The sequence below is a fragment of the Streptococcus infantis genome, assembly GCF_047465035.1.
GTDB lineage: Bacteria > Bacillota > Bacilli > Lactobacillales > Streptococcaceae > Streptococcus > Streptococcus infantis_T.
This window is the reverse complement of the sequence record NZ_JASHAQ010000005.1, coordinates 74,744-97,132: the sequence shown is the minus strand read 5'-3', so window position 1 is coordinate 97,132 and position 22,389 is coordinate 74,744. Positions and strand designations below refer to the sequence as shown.

The window sequence follows — 22,389 nt, the reverse complement described above, 5'->3', positions numbered from 1 at the left end:
TTAACATACGATAAACAAGAACTTGAACCATTGTTCAGGTTCTTTTTGGAATAAGAAAAACTGGAATCGTAAAAAATTTAAAAGCTAGTATTTTTAGCCTTATTTAAGTTATCTGCTTTAAAATATGGTATAATGATTGAGTCGGTCTAAAGAAATTTTCGACCGTTTTTAGAAAAAGGAGTAAACATGAAGAAAAAACTAATGGCAGGAGCCATCACCTTGTTGTCAGTAGCTACTTTGGCTGCTTGTTCCAATAGCTCTGAAGGAGCAGACTTGATCAGTATGAAGGGTGATGTAATTACAGAACATCAATTCTACGATGAAGTTAAAAATAATCCAACTGCTCAACAAGTCTTGCTTAACATGACCATTCAAAAAGTTTTTGAAAAACAATACGGTTCAGAAGTTAGTGATAAAGAAGTAGATGATGCCGTTGCAGAAGAACAAAAGAAATATGGTGATAGCTATCAAACAGTTCTAGCTCGTTCAGGTATGACTGCAGAAAGCCGTAAGGCTCAAATCCGAACAAGTAAATTGGTTGAGTTTGCAGTGAAGAAAGCCGCTGAAGCTGAATTAACAGATGAAAACTACAAAAAAGCTTTTGAAGAGTATACTCCAGAAGTAACGGCTCAAATAATTAAACTTGACAGTGAAGACAAGGCTAAGGAAGTTCTTGCCAAAGCAAAAGAGTCTGGAGCTGACTTTGCACAATTGGCTAAAGATAATTCAACTGACGAAAAGACAAAAGCAAATGGTGGAGAAATCTCTTTTGACTCTGCATCAACAGAATTGCCAGATGCCGTTAAGAAAGCAGCCTTTGCACTTGATGTCAATGGTGTTTCAGATGTCATCACTGCACCAGGAACACAAGCCTACACAAGTAGTTTTTACATTGTAAAACTAACTAAGAAATCAGAAAAATCTTCAAATATAGAAGATTATAAAGAAAAACTCAAAACAATTATTTTGACTCAAAAACAAAATGATGCTACCTTTGTTCAAGGTGTTATCGGTAAAGAATTGACAGATGCCAACATCAAAGTCAAAGACCAAACTTTCCAAAACATCTTTACTCAGTACATCAAGGGTGAAGCAACTACTGACAGTAGCAGTAGTTCATCAAACTAAGAAAAAAACTATCTGCCTTTCTTATTTTAGAAGGTAGATAGTTTTTTTGTTATTGAATTTCATTTAAAATTAGTAGGAGTGCATCTACTACTCGAGAACGTTGTTCTAATGGAAGTATCTTTAATTCATCAATAAGCCGTGATATTTTTGGATCTTCTTCTTTAAGTTGAATGTCAAAGAAGGTATCTAAGTCTACATCTAATGCTTCCATTACTTTTTCTAGTGTTTGAATTTTTAAGTTTGTTGACAGATTTTCTAGTTTATAAACATAATTTGTTCCTAAGTCAGCCATCTCCTCTAATTGTTCTTGAGTATATCCTCTTTCTAGTCTGAGTAAACGGATGCGTTTAGAAATGTAGTCTTGCAAATTACTTTTTTTGTTTACCATGTAGTACCTCGCTACTTACATAATACAGACAAACGACTGTATTTTTTAGACTTTAAATAGTTACATTTTGATAAAATAACTTTAAAAAGTTGCAAAATATGATATAATGAAGTTATAAAAAAATAATGAGGGGAAACCTATGAAAAAAGAATTGATTACTTTGACTGCAATAGCAGCAACTGGACTTGCAACGACTGTAAGTGCAAATGAGGTAACTGAACTGAATGTCGATAATGCTGGTGGTGTGCGTACTGCTCAAACTGAGCCAGCGTTTAACATTACTGATGCTAAAAACGAACCAGCTTTGGTTGAAAAAGAAGCGCCTAAGAAAGTGGAAGTGAAAACTCCTACTAAGGAAGAAGTTGCTGAACTTGGTGTAAGTGCTACCAAAGCACAGGAAGATGAAAGCAAGGCAAAAGAGGTTTTGGATCAAGCTAATGAAACTTCTGGTAAAGCAGAAAAGAAAGTCGCAGACTTGAAACAAGCTCAAGCAGATGCTCAAAAGATTGCTGACAAAGCAACACCTGAAGTTATTCAAGGTGCTGAGAAGAAAGTGGAAACTGCTAAAGCAGAAGTTCAAGTAAAAGAAGAAGCTTTAAATTCTGCTCAGTCTTCGAAATCAGAATCTGATGAGGCTGTATCTAATCAAGAAAAAATAGTTGAAGGTAAGAAAGAAGAAGTTGAAAAACTTAAATCAGATGTTATAGTAGCTAAAAATAATGTACAAGTGAAACAAGATATTTTAGACGGGACTAAAATATCTGAAGAGAAAAAATCAGCTGAGCAAGCTCTAGAACAAGAAACAGCTAATGTTAAAAGACTAAGTGATGAATTAGCAAAAGCAGAGATTGAAGATGAAAAACATAGTCAAAATATAAAAAATGTAAAAAATGACCTAACTAAAGCCACATCAGAAGTTTCAACATCTAAGAAATCAATTTCTGCTGCGAGTGAAAAATTAAAGCAAACTCAGTCTGAGTTAATCAAAGCACAGGAAAATTTGGCAAATCAAAATCCTAAAAATACAATTAAGTTAACTGATAGTTTTGTTGAAACTTTTAAGTCTTTTGTATTAAATCCATACGATTATGATAAACAACCAGAACTATTCATTAAACATAGTAAAGAGTATAGAGAAAAACTGAAGAAAATTGCTACAGAAAATAAATCTCTCAATCAATACCATTCAGTTGAAAAGGATAAACACAGACCATTTGACTCTTCTCATTTGACATTGGAGCAGAGAGAGGAATTGACACTCTTCGCAAACGATCTTTTCAATCAAGCTCGTAGATTGTTTGCGAAGCCTGACACAGTAGCTACTCAAGGAATGTTAGGAGTTGCAGATATAGTTGCTAAAGACAAAAGTACCATTATGGCTGCTTGGGAATACAGATTTCCTCAAGCTGATGAATTAAACCCTATTACTTATAGTGTGTTAACTAGTGATAATAAAATCACTAGTATAGATGAAGCAAAAAAATCTATATATGATAGTTTTACTGAGTTATTGTTTGATTATCCAGAAAACATTGGTTCTCAAATTATTTCATCTGATTGGATGTTTGGGAAACATTCGTTTAAAACAGGAAAAGACTATTTTGGTTTTACTCTTATTGAGAGAGATGGGAAAACAGAGTTTTATTATTTGACTGTCAATGAAGAAATCAAGGGTAATGAAAAATTTGATAAAACTGTAATTAAACCTTTAAACTCAACTCAATCTAATACAGCAAGCAATGAATCTGCATTGACTGCTGTTAAGACAGCAGAAGCAAACTATACTAAAGCGAAGGCAGAGTTGGAAAAGGCGGAATCAGAATATAAGGAATATTTATCAATTCAAAAAGATGTTCAGAATAGGCTAGAACTTCTAAATTCAACACCATTTAAAACATCTGTAGTAAAGGCTGAACTTGCTAAAGCTCAAAAACGTCAGATTGATGCTCAAAAACGACTTGTATTGGCTCAAAAATCACAAGATGAAGTTATGACTGATATCAAGTTTAAACAAGAGAATTTAGATAAAGCAAAACAAGAGCTAGTTGATAAAGAGAATGCATTAAAACTTGGGAAAGATAAGTTACAACAGGAAGAGGCTGAACTTACTAAGTTGCAAGCTGATGTAAGTGCGAAAGCTCAAGCGGTATCAAATGCTAAGAAAGCTCTTCAAGATGCACAAGAAGAAGTTAAACAAGCCGAAAAAGAGCTAGCAGATCTTAAAGGTGCTCATACTCGCTTGGCTGAGTTGAAAGCAGAGCTTGAGAAAGCAGAAGCAGAGCTTAAAGATGCTTACAAAGCACAAAATCAAGCTAAAGTAGACTATGAAGTTAAAAGCCTTGCAGCAGGTCAAGCGAAGATTGCTTATGAAACTGCCAAAATACAGCTTGAAGAAGCAGAAACAAAACGTAAAGAGCTTGAAAAAGCAGGTTACAAACTAGTCCCTGTTTTGGATGAAAAAGGTAATATTGTTGATTATACGGTAGATAAAGTGACTGTAGGAACTAAAAATGATAAAACCTATCAAGCGCCTGCACAAGCTACAAATGCAAAAGCAGAACCTAAGAAACAGCTTCCAAATACAGGAACGAAAGAGTCAGGACTTTTAGCATTGCTTGGAGCAAGTGTTGGACTACTTGCTTTAGCGGGAAAACGAAAATATAGATAAAATAGAAAGGGCGTTACTGCCCTTTTTATGCTGTCTTGGGTAAAATTCGAATGTTTTCACTGTAAGAGTTTTTTTCTAGCCTAAAAAATGGTATAATAGCATGTAAAACTAGAAATAATAAGGGAAAATAAAAATATTTTTCCGAAAGATAGGTGACATATGAAAATAAGTAAAAGGCACCTGCTGAATTATTCCATTTTGATTCCTTATCTACTTTTATCCGTTTTAGGATTGATTGTAGTTTATTCGACAACTAGTGCGTCCCTCATCCAGGAAGGAAAGAGTGCATTATATCTAGTGCGAAATCAGGGGATTTTCTGGATAGTCAGTTTATTCTTAATAGCCTTAATCTATAAATTAAAACTAGGATTTCTCCGTAATGAGCGATTGATCTTTATTGTCATGTTTGCCGAGCTGATTCTTCTAGCTCTAGCACGTTTAATCGGTACTCCCATCAATGGAGCCTATGGCTGGATCAAGGTTGGACCGGTCACGATTCAACCAGCAGAGTATCTAAAAATTATTATCATTTGGTACTTGGCTCAGCGTTTTTCAAAACAACAAGATGAGATTGCGGTTTATGACTTCCAAGTTTTAACCCTTAATCAGTGGTTGCCAAGAGCCTTTAATGATTGGCGTTTTGTCCTCTTGGTCATGATTGGTAGTTTGGCAATCTTCCCTGACCTTGGAAATGCAACCATTTTGATTTTAGTATCCTTACTCATGTATACCATTAGTGGGATTGCCTATCGCTGGTTCTCAACTATACTGGGACTGCTGGCCGGAACATCCATTCTTTCCTTGACTGCCATTCGGTTTATCGGTGTTGAAAAATTCTCAAAAATTCCTGTATTTGGTTATGTTGCCAAGCGTTTCAGTGCTTTTTTCAACCCCTTTAATGACCTAGCAGGTTCTGGGCATCAGTTGGCTAATTCTTACTATGCAATGGTTAACGGTGGCTGGTTTGGTCTTGGATTAGGAAATTCCATTGAAAAACGAGGTTATCTACCAGAAGCTCATACAGACTTTGTCTTTTCGATTGTGATAGAGGAGTTTGGATTTGTAGGAGCTAGTCTTATTTTGGCTCTTCTATTCTTCTTAATTCTTCGTATTATTTTGGTTGGTATTCGAGCGAGAGATCCTTTCAACTCAATGGTGGCAATCGGTATTGGTGGAATGATTCTGATACAGGTATTTGTTAACATTGGCGGTATATCAGGCTTGATCCCTTCAACAGGGGTGACTTTCCCCTTCCTATCGCAAGGTGGAAACAGTCTCTTGGTCCTATCGGTAGCTATCGCCTTTGTGTTGAATATTGATGCCAGCGAAAAACGTGCCAAACTCTATCGCGAATTAGAAGCGCAACTCTAAGACATAATATGACAAGGAGAAAAAAATGTCTCTTCAAAAGTTAGAAAATTTTAGTAACAAAGCTGTCGTACAAGAAGAAGTGCAAATCTTGACAGAAATGCTCGAAGATATTACAAGAAACATGCTTGCACCAGAGACCTTTGATAAAATCATGCAGTTAAAAGAACTTTCGACTGCAGCAGACTATCAAGGACTTGATAAAGTAGTAACTAGTCTATCAAACGACGAAATGGTCTACATTTCAAGATATTTCTCTATCTTACCACTCTTAATTAACATCTCAGAAGATGTTGACTTGGCTTATGAGATTAACCATCTAAATAATGTTGATCAAGACTATTTGGGTAAATTGTCAACAACTATTAAAATGGTGGCTGAAAAAGAAAACGCTGCTGAGATTCTTGAACACTTGAATGTGGTGCCAGTTTTGACGGCCCATCCTACTCAGGTACAACGTAAGAGTATGTTGGACTTGACCAATCATATCCATACCCTTTTACGTAAATATCGTGACGTGAGAATGGGCCTCATTAACAAAGAAAAATGGCACAATGATCTTCGTCGCTATATTGAGATTATCATGCAAACAGACATGATTCGTGAGAAGAAACTGAAAGTAACTAATGAAATCACTAACGTGATGGAGTACTACAATAGTTCCTTCCTTCAGGCTGTCCCTAACTTGATGCTAGAGTACAAACGTCTAGCAAAAGAGCAAGGAATTGATCTTAAACAAGCCAAACCAATTACTATGGGAATGTGGATCGGTGGAGACCGTGATGGGAATCCATTCGTGACAGCTGAGACACTTATGCGTTCTGCTACCATTCAAAGTGAGGTGGTTTTGAACTATTATATCAGTAAGATTTCTAGTCTTTATCGTACCTTCTCTCTTTCAACGAATTTATCAAAAACTAGCAAAGCTGTTGAAGAAATGGCAACTCGTTCAGGGGATACATCCGTCTTTCGTGAAAAAGAACCCTATCGCCGTGCCTTTCACTTGATTCAGTCCAAATTGATTCAAACTCTCTTGAATTTAAAAGAATGGTCTGTGGTTGGCTCGTCAGCTGATGAACGCCATCCTGTTGAACGTTTGCTCGGTGCCAATAGCCATCAGCAAGGAGCGGTTACAGATTACATTGGTAATCGCCTTTCAGGAGCAATTCAAGAGCTGGCTGAAGATCGTCCACCTTACTATGAAACGGTCGAAGAATTTAAACAAGACCTCGCTATTATTAAAGATTCATTGCTTGAAAATAAGGCAGAGGCCTTGCTTACTGGTGAGTTCGCCGAGCTTTTAGAAGCTGTAGAAGTCTTTGGTTTCTTCTTGGCTTCCATCGACATGCGCCAGGACTCAAGCGTCCATGAAGCCTGTGTGGCAGAATTGTTGGCATCTGCTGGAATCAATGACCACTATAGTGATCTATCAGAAGATGAAAAATGTGACTTGCTCTTACATGAGTTATTAGAAGATCCTCGAATCTTGTCTGCAACCCATGCTGAGAAGTCTGAACTACTCGAAAAAGAGTTAGCTATTTTCCAAACTGCCCGTGAATTAAAAGACCGTTTGGGAGAAGATGTCATTCGTCAAACGATTATCTCTCACGCAACCAGCGTATCAGATATGTTAGAATTGGCGATTATGCTCAAAGAAGTTGGTCTTGTGGATGCTGAAAAAGCACGTGTTCAAATCGTGCCTCTCTTTGAAACAATTGAGGACTTGGATCATTCCGAAGAAACAATGAGAAAGTATTTCTCTCTACCACTTGCTAAGAAATGGGTTGCTTCTAAAAACAATTACCAAGAAATCATGCTTGGCTACTCTGATAGTAACAAGGATGGCGGTTATCTATCCTCTTGTTGGACACTCTACAAGGCTCAACAACAATTAACAGCTATCGGTGATGAGTTTGGTGTTAAGGTAACCTTCTTCCACGGTCGTGGTGGTACAGTTGGTCGTGGTGGTGGCCCTACTTATGACGCTATTGCCTCACAGCCACTTAAGTCTATCAAAGATCGTATCCGTTTGACCGAGCAAGGGGAAGTGATTGGAAATAAATACGGAAACAAGGATGCAGCCTACTATAACCTTGAAATGTTAGTTTCAGCAGCAATCAACCGTATGATTACTCAAAAGAAGAGTGACACTAATACTTCAAATCGCTATGAAGCAATTATGGATCAGGTTGTCGGTCGCAGCTATGATATTTACCGTGAACTAGTATTCGGAAATGAACATTTCTATGATTATTTCTTTGAGTCTAGTCCAATCAAGGCGATTTCAAGTTTCAATATTGGTTCTCGACCGGCCGCTCGTAAAACCATCACTGAAATCGGTGGTCTGCGCGCTATTCCTTGGGTATTCTCATGGTCACAAAGTCGTGTCATGTTCCCAGGTTGGTATGGTGTTGGTTCAAGCTTCAAGGAATTTATTGACCAAGATCCTAAAAATATCGAAATCCTTCGTGACATGTATAAAAACTGGCCTTTCTTCCAGTCGCTTTTATCTAACGTAGACATGGTCTTGTCTAAGTCAAATATGAATATTGCTTTTGAGTACGCACAACTTTGTGAAAGTGAGGAAGTCCAAGCAATCTACTATACTATCTTGGATGAATGGCAGTTGACCAAGGATGTCATTTTGGCTATCGAAGGGCAAGACGACCTCTTGGCTGAAAACCCATATTTGAAAGCCAGTCTAAAATATCGCATGCCTTACTTCAATATTCTAAACTACATCCAGCTTGAGTTAATCAAGCGCCAACGCCGTGGAGAGCTATCTACACATGAAGAAAGATTGATTCATACGACCATTAACGGAATTGCTACTGGATTGCGTAATTCGGGCTAATTTCCATCGTCTTTTTCGAAAAATCCGTAGGAATTTTACTATTTTTAAAAAATAATTCATAAAATTACTTGACAAGTTTTAGTAAAATGATATAATTTAACCATTCAGAAAGTAATCATTGAAATTTTTTAGAGAGTCTGTGGTTGGTGGAAACAGATAGATGAAAGTGATGAAAATTGGGCTGAATGTTATAAAGAATTTGAAATCATAAGAATTCGGTGCGCACACCTTACAGTGCAACTCGTGAAGCGAGTAAGAGCGATAGGGATATTCCCTATAATTGAGGTGGCACCGCGCATCGACGTCCTCACACAATTTTTTTGTGTGAGGACTTTTTCTATGGGGAGGATAAATAATGGAATTCAAACGATGGCGACGCTTGGTTAAGCGATTTAAAAGGTAAAATTAGAAGTAAGCATTGAAAAATAAGGAGAAATAAAATGAATAAACGATTAATGGGAATTATCGCAGCATTAGCAGTTTTAGTTGGTGGAAGCTTGGTGTATTCTAGCTTAACGAAACAAGAAACTAAAACTGAGACAGCTAATAAAACAGCCAAGGTTGGTGTTCTTCAGTTTGTCAGCCATCCATCACTCGACTTGATTTACCAAGGAATTCAAGATGGACTTGCCGAAGAAGGTTATAAAGGTGACCAAGTTAAAATTGACTTTATGAACTCAGAAGGTGACCAAAGTAAGGTTGCTACAATGAGTAAGCAATTAGTCGCAAACGGAAACGATGTAGTTGTTGGACTCGCAACACCTGCAGCTCAGGGTCTAGCAAGCGCCACAAAAGACCTTCCTGTTATCATGGCAGCTATTACAGACCCAGTTGGAGCTAACCTTGTACAAAACTTGGAAAAACCAGGTGGAAACATCACAGGGGTATCTGACCATAACCCTGCTCAACAACAGGTTGAATTGATTAAAACATTGACTCCTGATGTCAAGACGGTTGGAGCTCTTTACTCAAGTAGCGAAGATAACTCTAAATCACAAGTTGAAGAGTTCAAGGCTTACGCTGAAAAAGCTGGTTTGAAGGTAGAAACTTTTGCAGTTCCGTCTACTAACGAAATTGCTTCTACAGTAAATGTCATGACTGGAAAAGTGGATGCAATCTGGGTTCCAATTGACAACACAATCGCATCTGCGTTCTCAACTGTCGTATCAAGCAACCAAACAGCTAAAAAACCAATCTACCCAAGTGCGACTGCCATGGTAGAAGCAGGTGGTTTGGCATCAGTCGTTGTTGACCAACACGATCTTGGTGTTGCTACTGGTAAAATGATTGCCAAAGTCTTGAAGGGTGAAAAGCCAGCTGACACTCCAGTCAATGTCTTCTCAACTGGTAAATCAGTTATCAATAAAAAAGTGGCTCAAGAACTTGGAATCACTATCCCTGAATCAGTCTTAAAAGAAGCTGGTCAAGTGATCGAATAAGAAAACGGGAGGAGTTGGATACATCTCCTCCAATTTTTAAAAGAAGGAAATGAATGTAACATGATAATATCGATTATTTCACAAGGATTTGTCTGGGCTATCCTTGGTTTAGGAATCTTTATGACCTTTAGAATTCTAAACTTCCCAGATATGACAACTGAGGGCTCCTTCCCACTAGGGGGAGCTGTAGCAGTAACACTGATTACTCAAGGCGTTAATCCTTTTCTTGCTACCTTGGTAGCTGTTGGGGCCGGTTGTCTTGCAGGTTTAGCGACTGGTCTACTCTATACTAAAGGTAAAATACCAACTCTCTTATCTGGAATTCTAGTCATGACTTCTTGTCATTCTATTATGCTCATGATTATGGGACGGGCAAACCTTGGGCTCTTAGGAACTAAACAAATCCAGGACGTTCTTCCCTTCTCATCTGAGGTTAATCAATTATTTACAGGTTTGATTTTTGTGACTTTAGTTATCCTTATCATGCTTTTCTTCCTAGATACTAAATTGGGACAAGCTTATATCGCAACAGGAGATAATCCGGATATGGCTCGTAGTTTTGGTATCAATACAGGCCGTATGGAGCTCATGGGCTTGGTCTTGTCAAATGGTGTTATCGCCCTTGCTGGTGCCTTAATTGCCCAACAAGAAGGTTACGCGGATGTTTCTCGTGGTATCGGTGTTATCGTTGTTGGTCTTGCAAGTTTGATTATCGGTGAAGTTCTGTTCAAGAGTCTTACCCTAGCAGAACGTTTGGTTACCATTGTAGTTGGTTCCATCAGCTATCAATTCTTGGTATGGGGAGTCATTGCTCTCGGCTTTAACACTAGCTATCTCCGTCTATACAGTGCCCTTATCCTAGCAACATGTCTAGTCATTCCAACTCTTAAGGATAAATACTTGAAAGGAGTCAAGTTAAGCAAATGACAGCAATTGTAGAATTAAGAAATGCCACAAAAATTGTGACAAATGGCTTCGATGAGGAAAAGATTATTTTAAACGATGTTTCACTTGATATCTATGAACACGACTTCATCACAATCTTGGGTGGAAATGGTGCAGGAAAATCAACACTCTTTAATAGCATTGCAGGAACGCTACCCTTGACTAGTGGTAGCATTCGTATCATGGGTGAGGATGTGACTCATTTCAGCCCAGAGAAACGTGCTAAGTATCTCTCTCGTGTCTTCCAAGATCCAAAAATGGGAACTGCCCCTCGTATGACAGTTGCAGAAAACCTCTTGATTGCAAAGTTCCGTGGAGAAAAACGTGGACTTTTCCCAAGAAAATTGTCATCCTATAAGGAAGAATTTCAAGCGACCATTGAGAAGGTTGGCAATGGTCTAGAGAAGCATTTGGATACACCGATTGAATTCTTGTCAGGTGGACAAAGACAGGCCTTGAGCCTCTTGATGGCAACTTTGAAACGTCCAGAGCTCCTTTTACTGGATGAACACACAGCAGCCCTTGACCCTAAAACAAGTGTCGCCTTGATGGAATTGACAAATGACTTTATCAACAAGGACCATCTGACTGCTTTGATGATTACCCACCATATGGAAGATGCTCTCAAGTATGGAAATCGCCTCATTGTCATGAAAGAAGGGCGAATCATCCAAGATTTAAACAAGGATGAAAAAGCCAAGATGAAAATTTCCGATTACTATCAACTGTTTGAGTAATTGATTTTAAATAATTGAGATAAAAAACTTAGAAGTAGGCTTTTGCTTCTAAGTTTTTTGTATTAAAGGGAGATTATCTAAAAATGGTCTGGATTCCACCGTCTAAGATTTTATAGTATAATGATTATAAGGAAAATGTTGCTAAAGATAAAAAAATTATAAAAAAGTGTTTTGCGTCTAAATTTTATCTTGTCTCTAAAATAAGGTATTTAAAATGTATTTTTACTTTGTAAAGTATATAAGTTCTAGATAAGGAAAAAGTCAATGAAAAAAATTTTAAAAATTGTACTCATAACTGTATTAGGTTTTCTAACTTTGTTAGGGCTATATCGTGTCTATCAAAAGAATTATTATAAAGGATTGTATGAATCTTTAAGTAATGTCTTTTTAGAGATGAACTATGCAGAAACCCATAGTGGTATTTTACCTGGACTTGCTGATTTTAGCAAAGCCGTTGACGGAAGTCAGTCGTTTAGAGATCCAGATTGGATAATTCCCATAGGACTTGATGCAGGCTTATCTAAAAATGAAAGTTTAAAAGTGATTGTAGGTTTTGAAGAAACTTTTATTATTGAATACCAGCAACTATTATCTGATGGGAGATATCTTTATATAAAATATGACTACAATGATAAGAAACTCAGCCAATCAGTCGAAATCTCAGATTCTAAATGGTCGGTAGCATATGACTTAGCTAGTTACAATATACTACACAAGGATGGGGGAAAACTAGATTTAGAGGCATATAAAGAATTATCACGTCAGTCAAAAACAGGGGACTCGATACCCAATTTTTACCTAACAAATCCCAACGAAGCACTAGAGTATTTAAAACCTTATGGGATTGATGAAGCTTGGATTAAAGAAAAATCTCACTTCATGCTTTATGATGTTGTTCTGGCACGTTGGTTCAAAAATGGTAGTCAACGCTACTCAGTTGACAATCTTGGGGATGTAGAGATTGTGCCACTAAGTTTTTCTGAATAGGATGATGCCCAAGCAATGGAAATGTTAAAGGAGAAGAATAATGTTGCTTATCAGTTTATCCAAGATTTAAGTAAGGAAAAAGGTAGATGAAAAAAATTTTAAAAATCGTACTCATAATTTTATTAGTTTTTCTAACTTTGTTTGGTCTATATCGTGTCTATCAAAAGAATTATTATAAAGGAGTGTATGAATCTTTAAGTAATGTTTTTCTAGAGATGAACTATGCAGAAACCCATAGTGGTATCTTACCTGGCCTCGCTGATTTTAGTAAAGCCGTTGACGGGAGTCAATCGTTTAGAGATCCAGACAGGATAATTTCCATAGGACTTGATGCAGGCTTGTCTGAAAATGAAAGTTTAGAAGTGATTGTAGGTTTTGAAGAAACTTTTATTATTGAATATCAGCAACTATTATCTGATGGGAGATATCTTTATATAAAATATGACTACAATGATAAGAAACTCAGCCAATCAGTCGAAATCTCAGATTCTAAATGGTCGGTAGCATATGACTTAGCTAGTTACAATATACTACACAAGGATGGGGGAAAACTAGATTTAGAGGCATATAAAGAATTATCACGTCAGTCAAAAACAGGGGACTCGATACCCAATTTTTACCTAACAAATCCCAACGAAGTACTAGAGTATTTAAAACCTCATAGGATTGATGAAGCTTGGATTAAAGAAAAATTCCACTTTATGCTCTATGATGTTGTTCTAGAACGCTGGTTCAAAAATGGTAGTCAACGCTACTCAGTTGATAATCTTGGGGATGTAGAGATTGTGTCACTAAGTTTTTCTGAATAGGATGATACCCAAGCAATGGAGATGTTAAAAGAGAAGAATAATGTTGTTTATCAGTTTCTCCAAGATTTAAGTAAGGAAAAAAGTCAATGAAAAAAATTTTAAAAATCGTACTCACAACGGTATTAGTTTTTCTAACTTTGTTTGGTCTATATCGTGCCTATCAAAAGAATTATTATAAAGGAGTGTATGAATCTTTAAGTAATGTCTTTTTAGAGATGAACTATGCAGAAACCCATAGTGGTATTTTACCTGGACTTGCTGATTTTAGTAAAGCCGTTGACGGAGGTGCATCATATCGCGATAAGGATATTATAGTTGGTCTGAGTCCTGAAGCAGGCTTATCTGAGAGTGAAACTATATTAGTGTATGTAGGTATTGAAAAAACATTTCTAATTGAGTATAGGCGGGCGTTACCTGATGGTAGATACCTTTTTATTGATTATGATTATAGAGATAAGATGCTCAAACAAACTATTGAAATTTCGGAATCTGACCAATCATTAGCCTACGGGTTAATTGGTTATAATATAGAAGTGAAGAGGGGGAAAGAATCTGATTTAGAGCTACATTTAAAAAGTTCCTATAGTTTTAGCTCGACTAAAGGTTTACCAAGTTTTCAGCTAACAAATCCCAACGAAGTACTAGAGTATTTAAAGCCTTATGGGATTGATAAAGCTTGGATTAAAGAAAAATCCCACTTTATGCTCTATGATGTTGTTCTAGAACGCTGGTTTAAAAATGGTAGTCAACGTTACTCCGTTGATAATCTTGGGGATGTAGAGATTGTGCCATTGAAATCTATGAAAGAATAGAACTAAGTATGAATAGAGAGAGCTTTATAAATAGTAAATGTATGTTATAATATAGAAAATGAACTTGAGGTGATTTTTATGAATTTATTGAATATTTTTTCTGAACTTGATTATAAAGCTATCATCGAGGGGAGTCTGACTAATTTAATTCCAACAATTATAGCAGGAGGATTTGCATTATTTGTAATTGATAAAATGACAAGCTATATCCGTATTTCAAAAAAAATGGAATCCTATGGTTTTAAGGGGACGGCTTCAAAGAAGGGGTTTTCTAAAACTGATATAAAGAAGATGTGTAAAGATACTGAGAGATTAGATATTATCTTTGTATCGGGTTATGGTTTTTTTAGTGCTAACAAGACGCCTCTAAAAAAAGCTATGGATAAAGGTATGCACATTCGATTTTTATGCGCGCAAGTAGATAATCATTTCTTAACTGATATTGAAAATTTAGAAGTAGAGCAAAAAAATCGTAAATCTGGAACAAAGATTAGTGAAGAGATTCGTGAAATAGTCAACGAGTATGAATCATACATTTTAGATATTAACGTGGTAGAGCAATATTTAAATAAGATTAAGCAACTAGAACAACTAGACATTGAACAAGGCTATTTAGAAAATGGCAAAGATATAAAAAAGGAAATTGAAAAGTTATGTAAACAACTTGAGTATTATAAACGTGAAAAAAAGATGGAAATTCGCTATTACTCAACTGAGTATCGTTTACCGTTTATTTTATCTCAAAGTAAACCTTCAAAGGGTAAAATAACAACGAAAGTATGGTTGAATATCACTCTTCCTCCATATAAGTCTGTTGAAAATTTTATGTTAACTGGTGAGAGGGTTGATGATATTAACAAAGATGAGGGGGATTTTAACTTTATTGAAATGATGGAAGAACACTTTGAAAGTATCTGGAATAAGGCTTCTCTAACATTAGGTGAAAATGAAATAAAAAAAGAATCTCAGTACAAAAATTGGGAAGAGTTATTAAAATCTTCATCAGAACGGATGATAAAGTCAAGACAAACTGGCAAAGGTTTATTAATTGAAGTTGCAGCCCAGCACCCATTAGATGAAGGAAAATATCCTAATGAAGAGTTTTCAAAACGCTTGGATAAGGCTATAGAGTTATATAACAGATTAAATCAATCGGGAGAAAGTGTATATATTTATGTTCCAGGAAGTATTCATAAAAATAATGAAGTAGTAGATGAACTTTCTCTTAGCGGTGCCGGAAAAAATTATTTAGTAGAAAAAGGGATAAGTAGTGCAGTAATATATAGTGATGAGATGAATGTAAAATATAAAGGAGATCAGGGAGTTTATAATTCTACTGATGAGTGTTATGTTGCAACTCAGATTTTTGAAGAAATGAAATTTAAACAAATTTATTGTGTATGTTCGCCAGCTCAACTTTTAAGAAAAGCTTTCAGTTATATTAAGTTTGGTACTTTACCTTATTTTGAGGTTGCAAATGCTGAAACATTACATCATAGTTATGTAGATGAATATTTCAAAATGATTCCATTACTCTTGTCAGATGATAAAGCCTTACAATTGGATTCTGAATTAGGAGAAGAGATTCGTAAATGCAGAAAACCAATGAAATAAAAGATAAATAATATGGGGGGATTTTTAAGATTCGACTTATCTTTACTCAAGGAAGCAAGTTGTAGACTAACTTGCTTTTATTAAATTATTGTAGTTCTGAATATAATACTCAATGAAAATCAAAGAGCAAACTAGGAAGCTAGCCGCAGGCTGTACTTGAGTACGGCAAGGTGAAGCTAACGTGGTTTGAATTCGATTTTCGAAGAGTATAAATCTAAAATTGAAAAGTTAATTGAAAGTAAGATTTATACGATAAATTTTGTGAGTATAAGTTTAATATGAAATAAGGATGTTAGTTAAATTGAAAAAATTAGATTTTGTTCTTTTAGCCATCTTACTGTTTACTGTATCCATCCTAACTCTTGTGATCTGTAATATAAAATGGGGAATCATTACTTTAGGTCCAAATGAAGAGACAAAGGTGCGAGTGAACGGACACTCCGAGAGTTTGGACTCCATAATCCATGTAGAGGTAATTCCAGTTACTACAGATGGGAAGATAAAGCTTTCTCGAGGTGATGATTGGTTCGAACCTGAAAAAGGAATTGGATATAATGTTAAGGATTCTCGGATTGAAACATATCATTACAATGAAAAAACAAAAAGTTGGGATGTAACGATATTAGAGAATCCTCATAATGGCATTGGTGTCGATCGCGAAGGTATTATTATGGATCCACCTCAAAAGACACTTTTTTCGTTTGCTTCAAAGAAAGGATTTGAGATCAAAATAAAGAATATATCTGACCAGACAGTTGAGTTTAAAGTAAAAGTGACATATGATTAAGATTTGGGAAGTTGATAGTTTAGCAAGCAATAGATTCAAATACTAGATTGATTAGAATCAAACCAGTCAAATCCTGCTAATTTTCAAATTGAAGTATCAAAATCAAATAGAAGTCATAAATATGAATAGGAGAAAGAAATGATATTACGAGATATATTTGATGCAGCTCAAGAAGGAACGTTTGAAGAGTTTCATTCGCTCTACAAGGGCGATGTGAATCAAATTACACATGAGAAGTTGAATTTGTTAAACATGGTTTTAACTAGCAATACTTTGCTAGATGAAAAACTAAAGATTATTCAGTTTCTTATTGATGAAAAAATTGATGTTAATTGTTTAGACTCGTATAATAGAAATGCCTTACATAATTTGTTTCAATTTAAAGCGAATTGGAGAGTAGATGTTGAGTATGCAACTAAGGTCATGTCAATGTTGTTGAAAGCAGGGATAAATGTTAACCAAGTTGATAAATATGGGGCAATTCCATTGATTACTGCGATTACAGTCTTGAAATTAACAACCAAGGAAGCCTTGCCTTTATATGAGATGTTGATTGCTAGTGGTTCTGATATTCACCATAAAGATTTTCAAGGGAAGTCAGCTATAGATTATGCGAGAGAATTCAGTTGGAGACAAGATTTATTATCTGAAAATGGAGGGTTACTTGCTGATGAATAATAGTGATTTTGGTGGATTTATGGTTTCAAATAATGTATTGAATGGCTATCCGATTCAGTACACTTATAGAGAGAAATCTTCAATTTCTCAGTTAAATGGCTGGACAATATTATCTTCTATTGATGATGAAGAATATATTTCTGATCCTGATAATTTTACAATTCTAGGTGCGACAAGTATACTGCAAATTGCTCCGGTTCTACTAGAAATTTTTCCTGCAAAATATGGAACAGATTTGTTTTGGCTATACAAGGACAATGTACATATAGGATTTTATGATTTAAAGTCAGAAAGAGAAGTTACTATTACAGAGATTTTGCAATAATCTTTTCTGAATGACTATGGTATATTTTAAAAAAACAAATGAATGGTTAAGCCAAGTAGCTAAAAGTATAAAAGATAAATGAAGATAAAGCACTGTTTTTCCGAAAATACAAATAGTAGGAGATAAAAACATGGCATACACACAAGAAGATTTTCAAGAATGGATTTTTTAAATTGGATTTAAGATGGACTATTTTACAAGGGAGTTTGCTGGGGAATAAGGCCTTCATTTAGACTATAGCATGCAGTCTTTGGATGATTTGGAGGCTTAGATATTGGCGCACAAGGGAGTAGATTAAAGTGACGATAGAAACAGAGTTGAAAAAAATTAGTAAAAGTTTATCTTTAATAAATAATAGTCAAACCTCTAACAAGATATCTTCTACTAATTTAGAAAATATAGATGATATTTTAAATGATTATTTACCCCTTCATTTAAAATGGATTGAGAAGGGAAATTCTTGGATTGTTAAGTCATTAAGTGAGAATCGCCAATTAGATAGACAAGCCTTTTCTCAGTTACTTGTAGGAGTTAGAAATCTGTATCTTGATTTAGAGGAACTTCAAGATTTACTGATTGAAGTATCAAATGAAATATATGAAAATTAGAGGTTTAAAACGTAAAATGGAATAATGGAGGTATTTATGACATCAGAGCTAGAAACTAAAAATGAAGAATGGGTAGAAGTCTTTAAAGGTTTGATTCCTGTAGATAAGTATAAGTTAAAAGTCTTGTTGACAAACTTGTCAGATGGTCAAGAAATTCGGTTGATTGGAGAAAAGAATCGTTTTAAATTATCATGTTTTTGTTATGATGAAGCACGATTTTTTAGCAGGGAATTGTATTTATCTGCAGTTCTGGATAAAGAGATGTTTAAAAAATTTGAAAAAAATAATTTCCAAAATGTCATTTACGAAGTCAAGAATAGTCAATTAGTGAAGAAACTGGAATACACATCATATTATGACCCAGGAACGTTGCATTCACGGCATTATATCATCATAACTCAAGATAGTGTACTAGATATTCTTGTTTCTGCAAATTTGAAATTAAATATCAGTCAATACTAAAAAATTTGCTAAATAAATATGTACACCGCTGTAGTACAATTATCAGAAAATAGAACTTGGAGAAATGATATGGAAAAATGGACGGAAATTAAACCGGGATTCATCCCTTTTGGTGACTATGGCATCGAGATAAATATAGATGGGGATACTCTAATTGCCTACTTGGAAGATTCAGAAAAATTTAAATTTACATTTACAAAAATTTGGGCTTTCCGAACAGTTCAGGAAAGTTTAGAATTAAGAGATAAATATTGGGAGCAAGGATTAGCAGAGAACAGACCACTTTATCTGACCAACTATATCTATGAGGTCGAAAATACAGATTTTGGGGACTTGGTCGCTTCTGCAAATATAGTTAATAAAAAGCTCCATCACTACAAATTAATGTCGACGCATTTTTTAGTGGATATTGTATCTGAAAATGATGTAAAAGTGGAGAAAGTGACTAGCTAGTTTTATGAAATAGTCTCATGTAAAGTGTATGAAATGGTTTACTTTTTTTCAGAAATAAGCTATACTAGTTAGAGTAAACTGTGATAAAATGGAGGTATTGTCTATGGTTGACAAGAGACTCATCGAAGAGATCAAAAACAATACCAATATTGTCGAAATCATAGGAGAAGTGATTTCTTTACAAAAATCTGGACGGAACTTTTTAGGGCTCTGTCCTTTTCATGGTGAAAAGACCCCTTCCTTTAACGTGGTTGAAGATAAGCAGTTTTACCACTGTTTTGGATGTGGTCGTTCTGGAGATGTTTTTAAGTTTATCGAGGAGTATCAGCAGGTAACCTTTGCGGATGCAGTGAGGATATTAGCTGAGAGACTTGGGATTCAGATGGCAGCGCCTGTTCAAGGTTCTGTACAGCCTAGGTCGCCCCATCAAAATCTCTACGATATGCATGAGAAAGCTGCTCGTTTTTATCATGCCATCCTCATGACGACTAAGATGGGTGAGGAGGCGAGAAACTATCTCTATAAACGTGGCTTAACAGATGATGTTCTAAAGCATTTTATGATTGGTTTGGCTCCAGCAGAACGCTCTTATCTATATCAGCGTTTAGCAGATGATTTTAGTGAGAAGGACTTGCTGGATTCGGGTTTGTTTTATCTATCTGAGAGTAACCAATTCTTTGATACCTTTCATAATCGCATTATGTTTCCTCTTTCAAATGATCAAGGAAAGGTGATTGCCTTCTCTGGTCGAATATGGCAAGAGACTGATTCTCAAACTGGAAAGTATAAAAATAGTCGAGCGACGGCAATTTTTAATAAAAGTTACGAATTATATCATTTGGAGAGGTTAAAAAAAGGCTCGGGCAAGGCACCTGAAATCTACCTGATGGAAGGATTTATGGATGTCATTGCGGCTTATCGTGCTGGTATTGAAAATGCAGTTGCTTCTATGGGGACCGCACTGACGAGTGAACATGTGGAGCATCTGAAACGCTTTACCAAAAAAGTGATCGTCACCTATGACGGAGATAAGGCTGGGCAAGCTGCGACGGCTAAAGCCTTGGACGAGCTTAAAGATATACCTGTCCAAGTCGTTCAGATTCCTGACGCAATGGATCCGGATGAATATTTGCAGAAAAACTCTCCTCAAGACTTGGCTTATCTCTTAACCAATACACGCATTAGTCCAGTTGAGTTTTACATCCATCATTTCAGACCGGAAAACAGTGAAAATCTACAAGCCCAGATTGAATTTATAGAGAAAATTGCCCCCTTAATCGCAAAGGAACCCTCTATCACAGCTCAGAATTCCTACATTCACATTTTGACGGATCACTTGCCATCTTTTGACTATCAGCAGGTCGAACATATTGTCAATGAAAGTCGTGTCAGACAGAGAAAGGAGAAGGTCAAGGAGACCTATAGTCCGAGTCCTGTCACTATGTCTGTTACCAAGCAGCTGACAGCAGTGATGAGAGCGGAAGCCCATATCATCTACCGAATGATGGAACATCCCTTGGTGCTTAATGACTATCGCTTAAGAGAGGATTTTATCTTTGAAACTCCAGAGTTTCAGACCTTGTATGGACTCTTGATTGATAATGGAAGTATCTCATCTGAAGATTTGGCTCATCAGACCAGAGAAGTGGAGAGTGCGTGGTATCAAGTCCTAGCCTTAGATTTGCCACCTGAGATGTCCCCTCACGAGTTAGCCGAAGTGGAAGAGTCTCGAAAAAGAGCTCTGTTGAATCAGGAAAATCTGCAAATTAAAAAGAAAGTTCAGGAAGCTAGCCATGTCGGTGATACAGACACCGCTTTAGAAGAGCTAGAACGCTTAATTGCCCAAAAAAGAAGAATGGAGTAAGAATGGCAACAAAACAAAAAGAAGTAACAACCTTTGACGTCCAAGTAGCGGAATTTATTCGCAATCATAAAAAAACTGGTACAGCAACAGATGACGAAATCAATAACGCCCTAGTAATTCCCTTCACTTTAGACGTGGAAGGTATTGAGAATCTTTTGCAACGTATTCAAGATGCTGGTATCTCAATTACGGACAACGAAGGAAATCCAAGTGCGCGTGTTTTAAGCACTGAGGAAGAACCAGAGTTGACGGATGAAGATTTGATCGGTTCAACCTCTGCTAAGGTCAATGACCCTGTCCGTATGTACTTGAAGGAAATCGGGGTTGTTCCTCTGCTTACAAATGAAGAGGAAAAAGAGTTGGCCCTTGCTGTTGAAGCGGGTGATATCGAAGCTAAACAACGCCTTGCAGAAGCGAACCTTCGTTTGGTAGTATCTATCGCTAAACGTTATGTTGGACGTGGAATGCAGTTCCTTGACTTGATCCAAGAAGGAAACATGGGCTTGATGAAGGCCGTTGATAAATTTGACTACTCTAAAGGGTTCAAATTCTCAACTTATGCGACTTGGTGGATTCGTCAGGCCATTACTCGTGCAATTGCTGACCAAGCTCGTACCATCCGTATTCCAGTACACATGGTGGAAACCATTAACAAGCTTGTTCGTGAACAACGTAATCTTCTTCAAGAGTTGGGACAAGATCCAACTCCTGAACAAATCGCTGAACGCATGGATATGACACCTGACAAGGTTCGTGAAATCCTCAAGATTGCCCAAGAGCCGGTTTCTCTTGAAACACCAATCGGTGAAGAGGACGATAGCCATCTTGGTGACTTTATCGAAGATGAAGTGATTGAAAATCCAGTTGACTACACAACTCGTATCGTTTTGCGTGAGCAGTTGGATGAAGTCTTGGATACTCTTACAGATCGTGAAGAAAATGTCTTGCGTCTCCGTTTTGGTCTTGATGATGGGAAAATGCGTACCTTGGAAGATGTTGGTAAAGTCTTCAACGTGACTCGTGAGCGTATCCGTCAGATTGAGGCAAAAGCTTTGAGAAAACTTCGCCAGCCAAGTCGAAGCAAACCACTTCGTGATTTCATTGAAGATTAAGTTGAGGGAGAGTGAAGATGGCTTATACAGAAGAGCAAATTGAAAATATCAAAACACGTATTTTGACAGCCCTAGAAGAAGTGATTGACCCTGAATTGGGGATTGATATTGTCAATCTAGGCTTGATCTACGAGATTCGTTTTGATGGCGATACAGGTGAGACTGAAATTGATATGACCTTGACAACCATGGGTTGTCCCTTGGCAGATCTTTTAACTGACCAAATCTATGATGCTATGACAGATGTTCCAGAAGTTACTAACGTTGAAGTCAAATTAGTTTGGTATCCAGCTTGGACAGTTGAAAAAATGAGTCGTTACGCTCGTATCGCTTTAGGTATCAAGTAAGTAT

General features: G+C 36.4%; 21 protein-coding genes and 1 other annotated feature. Of the genes, 20 read left to right on the top strand and 1 reads right to left on the bottom strand.

What is annotated here, in order from left to right:
* Nucleotides 1–186 precede the first annotated feature (186 nt).
* Nucleotides 187–1,128, top strand: a complete 942-nt coding sequence (gene prsA, locus QM406_RS03590) for a peptidylprolyl isomerase PrsA (protein ID WP_414273441.1) — start codon at nucleotides 187–189, stop codon at nucleotides 1,126–1,128.
* Nucleotides 1,129–1,177: 49 nt separating this feature from the next.
* Here prsA and QM406_RS03585 read toward each other — a convergent pair whose 3' ends face one another.
* A complete protein-coding gene (locus QM406_RS03585; protein ID WP_414273440.1) occupies nucleotides 1,178–1,516 on the bottom strand; it encodes a helix-turn-helix domain-containing protein in 339 nt (112 codons plus the stop codon).
* Between the two features lie 139 nt (nucleotides 1,517–1,655).
* Between QM406_RS03585 and QM406_RS03580 the strand changes: the two genes are divergently transcribed.
* The 19 genes from QM406_RS03580 (at nucleotide 1,656) to QM406_RS03490 (ending at nucleotide 22,385) form a co-directional block, all read left to right on the top strand.
* Complete coding sequence (locus tag QM406_RS03580; protein ID WP_414273439.1) at nucleotides 1,656–4,184, top strand: SEC10/PgrA surface exclusion domain-containing protein; 2,529 nt, start codon at nucleotides 1,656–1,658, stop codon at nucleotides 4,182–4,184.
* 159 nt (nucleotides 4,185–4,343) lie between these two features.
* Nucleotides 4,344–5,555 (top strand): cell division peptidoglycan polymerase FtsW, encoded by a 1,212-nt coding sequence (gene ftsW / locus QM406_RS03575; protein WP_414273438.1) that lies wholly within the window; start codon nucleotides 4,344–4,346, stop codon nucleotides 5,553–5,555.
* Nucleotides 5,556–5,580: 25 nt separating this feature from the next.
* The gene (gene ppc, locus QM406_RS03570; RefSeq protein WP_414273437.1) at nucleotides 5,581–8,406 is read left to right on the top strand and encodes a phosphoenolpyruvate carboxylase; all 2,826 of its coding nucleotides are present in this window, start codon (nucleotides 5,581–5,583) and stop codon (nucleotides 8,404–8,406) included.
* Nucleotides 8,407–8,502: 96 nt separating this feature from the next.
* Nucleotides 8,503–8,718: a binding site (T-box leader), on the top strand.
* A gap of 128 nt (nucleotides 8,719–8,846) precedes the next feature.
* Nucleotides 8,847–9,845, top strand: a complete 999-nt coding sequence (gene trpX / locus QM406_RS03565; RefSeq protein WP_414273436.1) for a tryptophan ABC transporter substrate-binding protein — start codon at nucleotides 8,847–8,849, stop codon at nucleotides 9,843–9,845.
* Between the two features lie 60 nt (nucleotides 9,846–9,905).
* A complete protein-coding gene (locus tag QM406_RS03560) occupies nucleotides 9,906–10,772 on the top strand; it encodes an ABC transporter permease (protein WP_414273435.1) in 867 nt (288 codons plus the stop codon).
* Complete coding sequence (locus QM406_RS03555; protein WP_414273434.1) at nucleotides 10,769–11,527, top strand: ABC transporter ATP-binding protein; 759 nt, start codon at nucleotides 10,769–10,771, stop codon at nucleotides 11,525–11,527. The genes QM406_RS03560 and QM406_RS03555 overlap by 4 nt, the downstream gene beginning before the upstream one ends.
* A 264-nt stretch (nucleotides 11,528–11,791) precedes the next feature.
* The gene (locus tag QM406_RS03550; RefSeq protein ID WP_414273433.1) at nucleotides 11,792–12,514 is read left to right on the top strand and encodes a TipC family immunity protein; all 723 of its coding nucleotides are present in this window, start codon (nucleotides 11,792–11,794) and stop codon (nucleotides 12,512–12,514) included.
* 86 nt (nucleotides 12,515–12,600) lie between these two features.
* Nucleotides 12,601–13,323, top strand: a complete 723-nt coding sequence (locus tag QM406_RS03545) for a TipC family immunity protein (RefSeq protein ID WP_414273431.1) — start codon at nucleotides 12,601–12,603, stop codon at nucleotides 13,321–13,323.
* Nucleotides 13,324–13,409: 86 nt separating this feature from the next.
* Nucleotides 13,410–14,135, top strand: coding sequence for a TipC family immunity protein (locus tag QM406_RS03540; protein ID WP_414273430.1), 726 nt, complete (start codon nucleotides 13,410–13,412; stop codon nucleotides 14,133–14,135).
* A 78-nt stretch (nucleotides 14,136–14,213) separates the two neighbouring features.
* The gene (locus QM406_RS03535) at nucleotides 14,214–15,749 is read left to right on the top strand and encodes a hypothetical protein (protein ID WP_153224716.1); all 1,536 of its coding nucleotides are present in this window, start codon (nucleotides 14,214–14,216) and stop codon (nucleotides 15,747–15,749) included.
* 289 nt (nucleotides 15,750–16,038) lie between these two features.
* A complete protein-coding gene (locus tag QM406_RS03530; protein WP_414273429.1) occupies nucleotides 16,039–16,536 on the top strand; it encodes a hypothetical protein in 498 nt (165 codons plus the stop codon).
* A gap of 138 nt (nucleotides 16,537–16,674) precedes the next feature.
* Nucleotides 16,675–17,214 carry an ankyrin repeat domain-containing protein gene (locus QM406_RS03525; RefSeq protein ID WP_414273428.1) on the top strand — a complete coding sequence of 180 codons (540 nt, stop codon included), beginning with the start codon at nucleotides 16,675–16,677 and terminating at the stop codon, nucleotides 17,212–17,214.
* Nucleotides 17,207–17,539: a DUF2185 domain-containing protein gene (locus QM406_RS03520; RefSeq protein ID WP_414273427.1), complete on the top strand. Its 333-nt coding sequence runs from the start codon at nucleotides 17,207–17,209 to the stop codon at nucleotides 17,537–17,539. The genes QM406_RS03525 and QM406_RS03520 overlap by 8 nt, the downstream gene beginning before the upstream one ends.
* 299 nt (nucleotides 17,540–17,838) lie before the next feature.
* The gene (locus tag QM406_RS03515) at nucleotides 17,839–18,147 is read left to right on the top strand and encodes a hypothetical protein (RefSeq protein ID WP_414273426.1); all 309 of its coding nucleotides are present in this window, start codon (nucleotides 17,839–17,841) and stop codon (nucleotides 18,145–18,147) included.
* A 36-nt stretch (nucleotides 18,148–18,183) separates the two neighbouring features.
* Entirely contained in the window at nucleotides 18,184–18,609 is a 426-nt protein-coding gene (locus QM406_RS03510) for a hypothetical protein (RefSeq protein WP_414273425.1), read from the top strand.
* Between the two features lie 69 nt (nucleotides 18,610–18,678).
* Nucleotides 18,679–19,062 (top strand): hypothetical protein, encoded by a 384-nt coding sequence (locus QM406_RS03505; protein WP_414273424.1) that lies wholly within the window; start codon nucleotides 18,679–18,681, stop codon nucleotides 19,060–19,062.
* A gap of 103 nt (nucleotides 19,063–19,165) precedes the next feature.
* Nucleotides 19,166–20,926 carry a DNA primase gene (dnaG, locus tag QM406_RS03500; protein ID WP_414273423.1) on the top strand — a complete coding sequence of 587 codons (1,761 nt, stop codon included), beginning with the start codon at nucleotides 19,166–19,168 and terminating at the stop codon, nucleotides 20,924–20,926.
* Between the two features lie 2 nt (nucleotides 20,927–20,928).
* A complete protein-coding gene (rpoD, locus tag QM406_RS03495; protein WP_000201894.1) occupies nucleotides 20,929–22,038 on the top strand; it encodes an RNA polymerase sigma factor RpoD in 1,110 nt (369 codons plus the stop codon).
* A gap of 17 nt (nucleotides 22,039–22,055) precedes the next feature.
* Nucleotides 22,056–22,385: a metal-sulfur cluster assembly factor gene (locus QM406_RS03490; RefSeq protein ID WP_000331926.1), complete on the top strand. Its 330-nt coding sequence runs from the start codon at nucleotides 22,056–22,058 to the stop codon at nucleotides 22,383–22,385.
* Nucleotides 22,386–22,389 lie beyond the last annotated feature (4 nt).

Bases quoted from the DNA above. Each gene is read 5' to 3' on its own strand.
- rpoD (WP_000201894.1), top strand. From the start codon at position 20,929: ATGGCAACAAAACAAAAAGAAGTAACAACCTTTGACGTCCAAGTAGCG.
- QM406_RS03530 (WP_414273429.1), top strand. From the start codon at position 16,039: ATGTTAGTTAAATTGAAAAAATTAGATTTTGTTCTTTTAGCCATCTTA.
- prsA (WP_414273441.1), top strand. From the start codon at position 187: ATGAAGAAAAAACTAATGGCAGGAGCCATCACCTTGTTGTCAGTAGCT.
- QM406_RS03555 (WP_414273434.1), top strand. From the start codon at position 10,769: ATGACAGCAATTGTAGAATTAAGAAATGCCACAAAAATTGTGACAAAT.
- QM406_RS03505 (WP_414273424.1), top strand. From the start codon at position 18,679: ATGGAAAAATGGACGGAAATTAAACCGGGATTCATCCCTTTTGGTGAC.
- QM406_RS03520 (WP_414273427.1), top strand. From the start codon at position 17,207: ATGAATAATAGTGATTTTGGTGGATTTATGGTTTCAAATAATGTATTG.
- QM406_RS03550 (WP_414273433.1), top strand. From the start codon at position 11,792: ATGAAAAAAATTTTAAAAATTGTACTCATAACTGTATTAGGTTTTCTA.
- ftsW (WP_414273438.1), top strand. From the start codon at position 4,344: ATGAAAATAAGTAAAAGGCACCTGCTGAATTATTCCATTTTGATTCCT.
- QM406_RS03535 (WP_153224716.1), top strand. From the start codon at position 14,214: ATGAATTTATTGAATATTTTTTCTGAACTTGATTATAAAGCTATCATC.
- ppc (WP_414273437.1), top strand. From the start codon at position 5,581: ATGTCTCTTCAAAAGTTAGAAAATTTTAGTAACAAAGCTGTCGTACAA.
- QM406_RS03540 (WP_414273430.1), top strand. From the start codon at position 13,410: ATGAAAAAAATTTTAAAAATCGTACTCACAACGGTATTAGTTTTTCTA.
- trpX (WP_414273436.1), top strand. From the start codon at position 8,847: ATGAATAAACGATTAATGGGAATTATCGCAGCATTAGCAGTTTTAGTT.
- QM406_RS03580 (WP_414273439.1), top strand. From the start codon at position 1,656: ATGAAAAAAGAATTGATTACTTTGACTGCAATAGCAGCAACTGGACTT.
- QM406_RS03585 (WP_414273440.1), bottom strand. From the start codon at position 1,516: ATGGTAAACAAAAAAAGTAATTTGCAAGACTACATTTCTAAACGCATC.
- QM406_RS03545 (WP_414273431.1), top strand. From the start codon at position 12,601: ATGAAAAAAATTTTAAAAATCGTACTCATAATTTTATTAGTTTTTCTA.
- QM406_RS03490 (WP_000331926.1), top strand. From the start codon at position 22,056: ATGGCTTATACAGAAGAGCAAATTGAAAATATCAAAACACGTATTTTG.
- dnaG (WP_414273423.1), top strand. From the start codon at position 19,166: ATGGTTGACAAGAGACTCATCGAAGAGATCAAAAACAATACCAATATT.
- QM406_RS03560 (WP_414273435.1), top strand. From the start codon at position 9,906: ATGATAATATCGATTATTTCACAAGGATTTGTCTGGGCTATCCTTGGT.
- QM406_RS03525 (WP_414273428.1), top strand. From the start codon at position 16,675: ATGATATTACGAGATATATTTGATGCAGCTCAAGAAGGAACGTTTGAA.
- QM406_RS03510 (WP_414273425.1), top strand. From the start codon at position 18,184: ATGACATCAGAGCTAGAAACTAAAAATGAAGAATGGGTAGAAGTCTTT.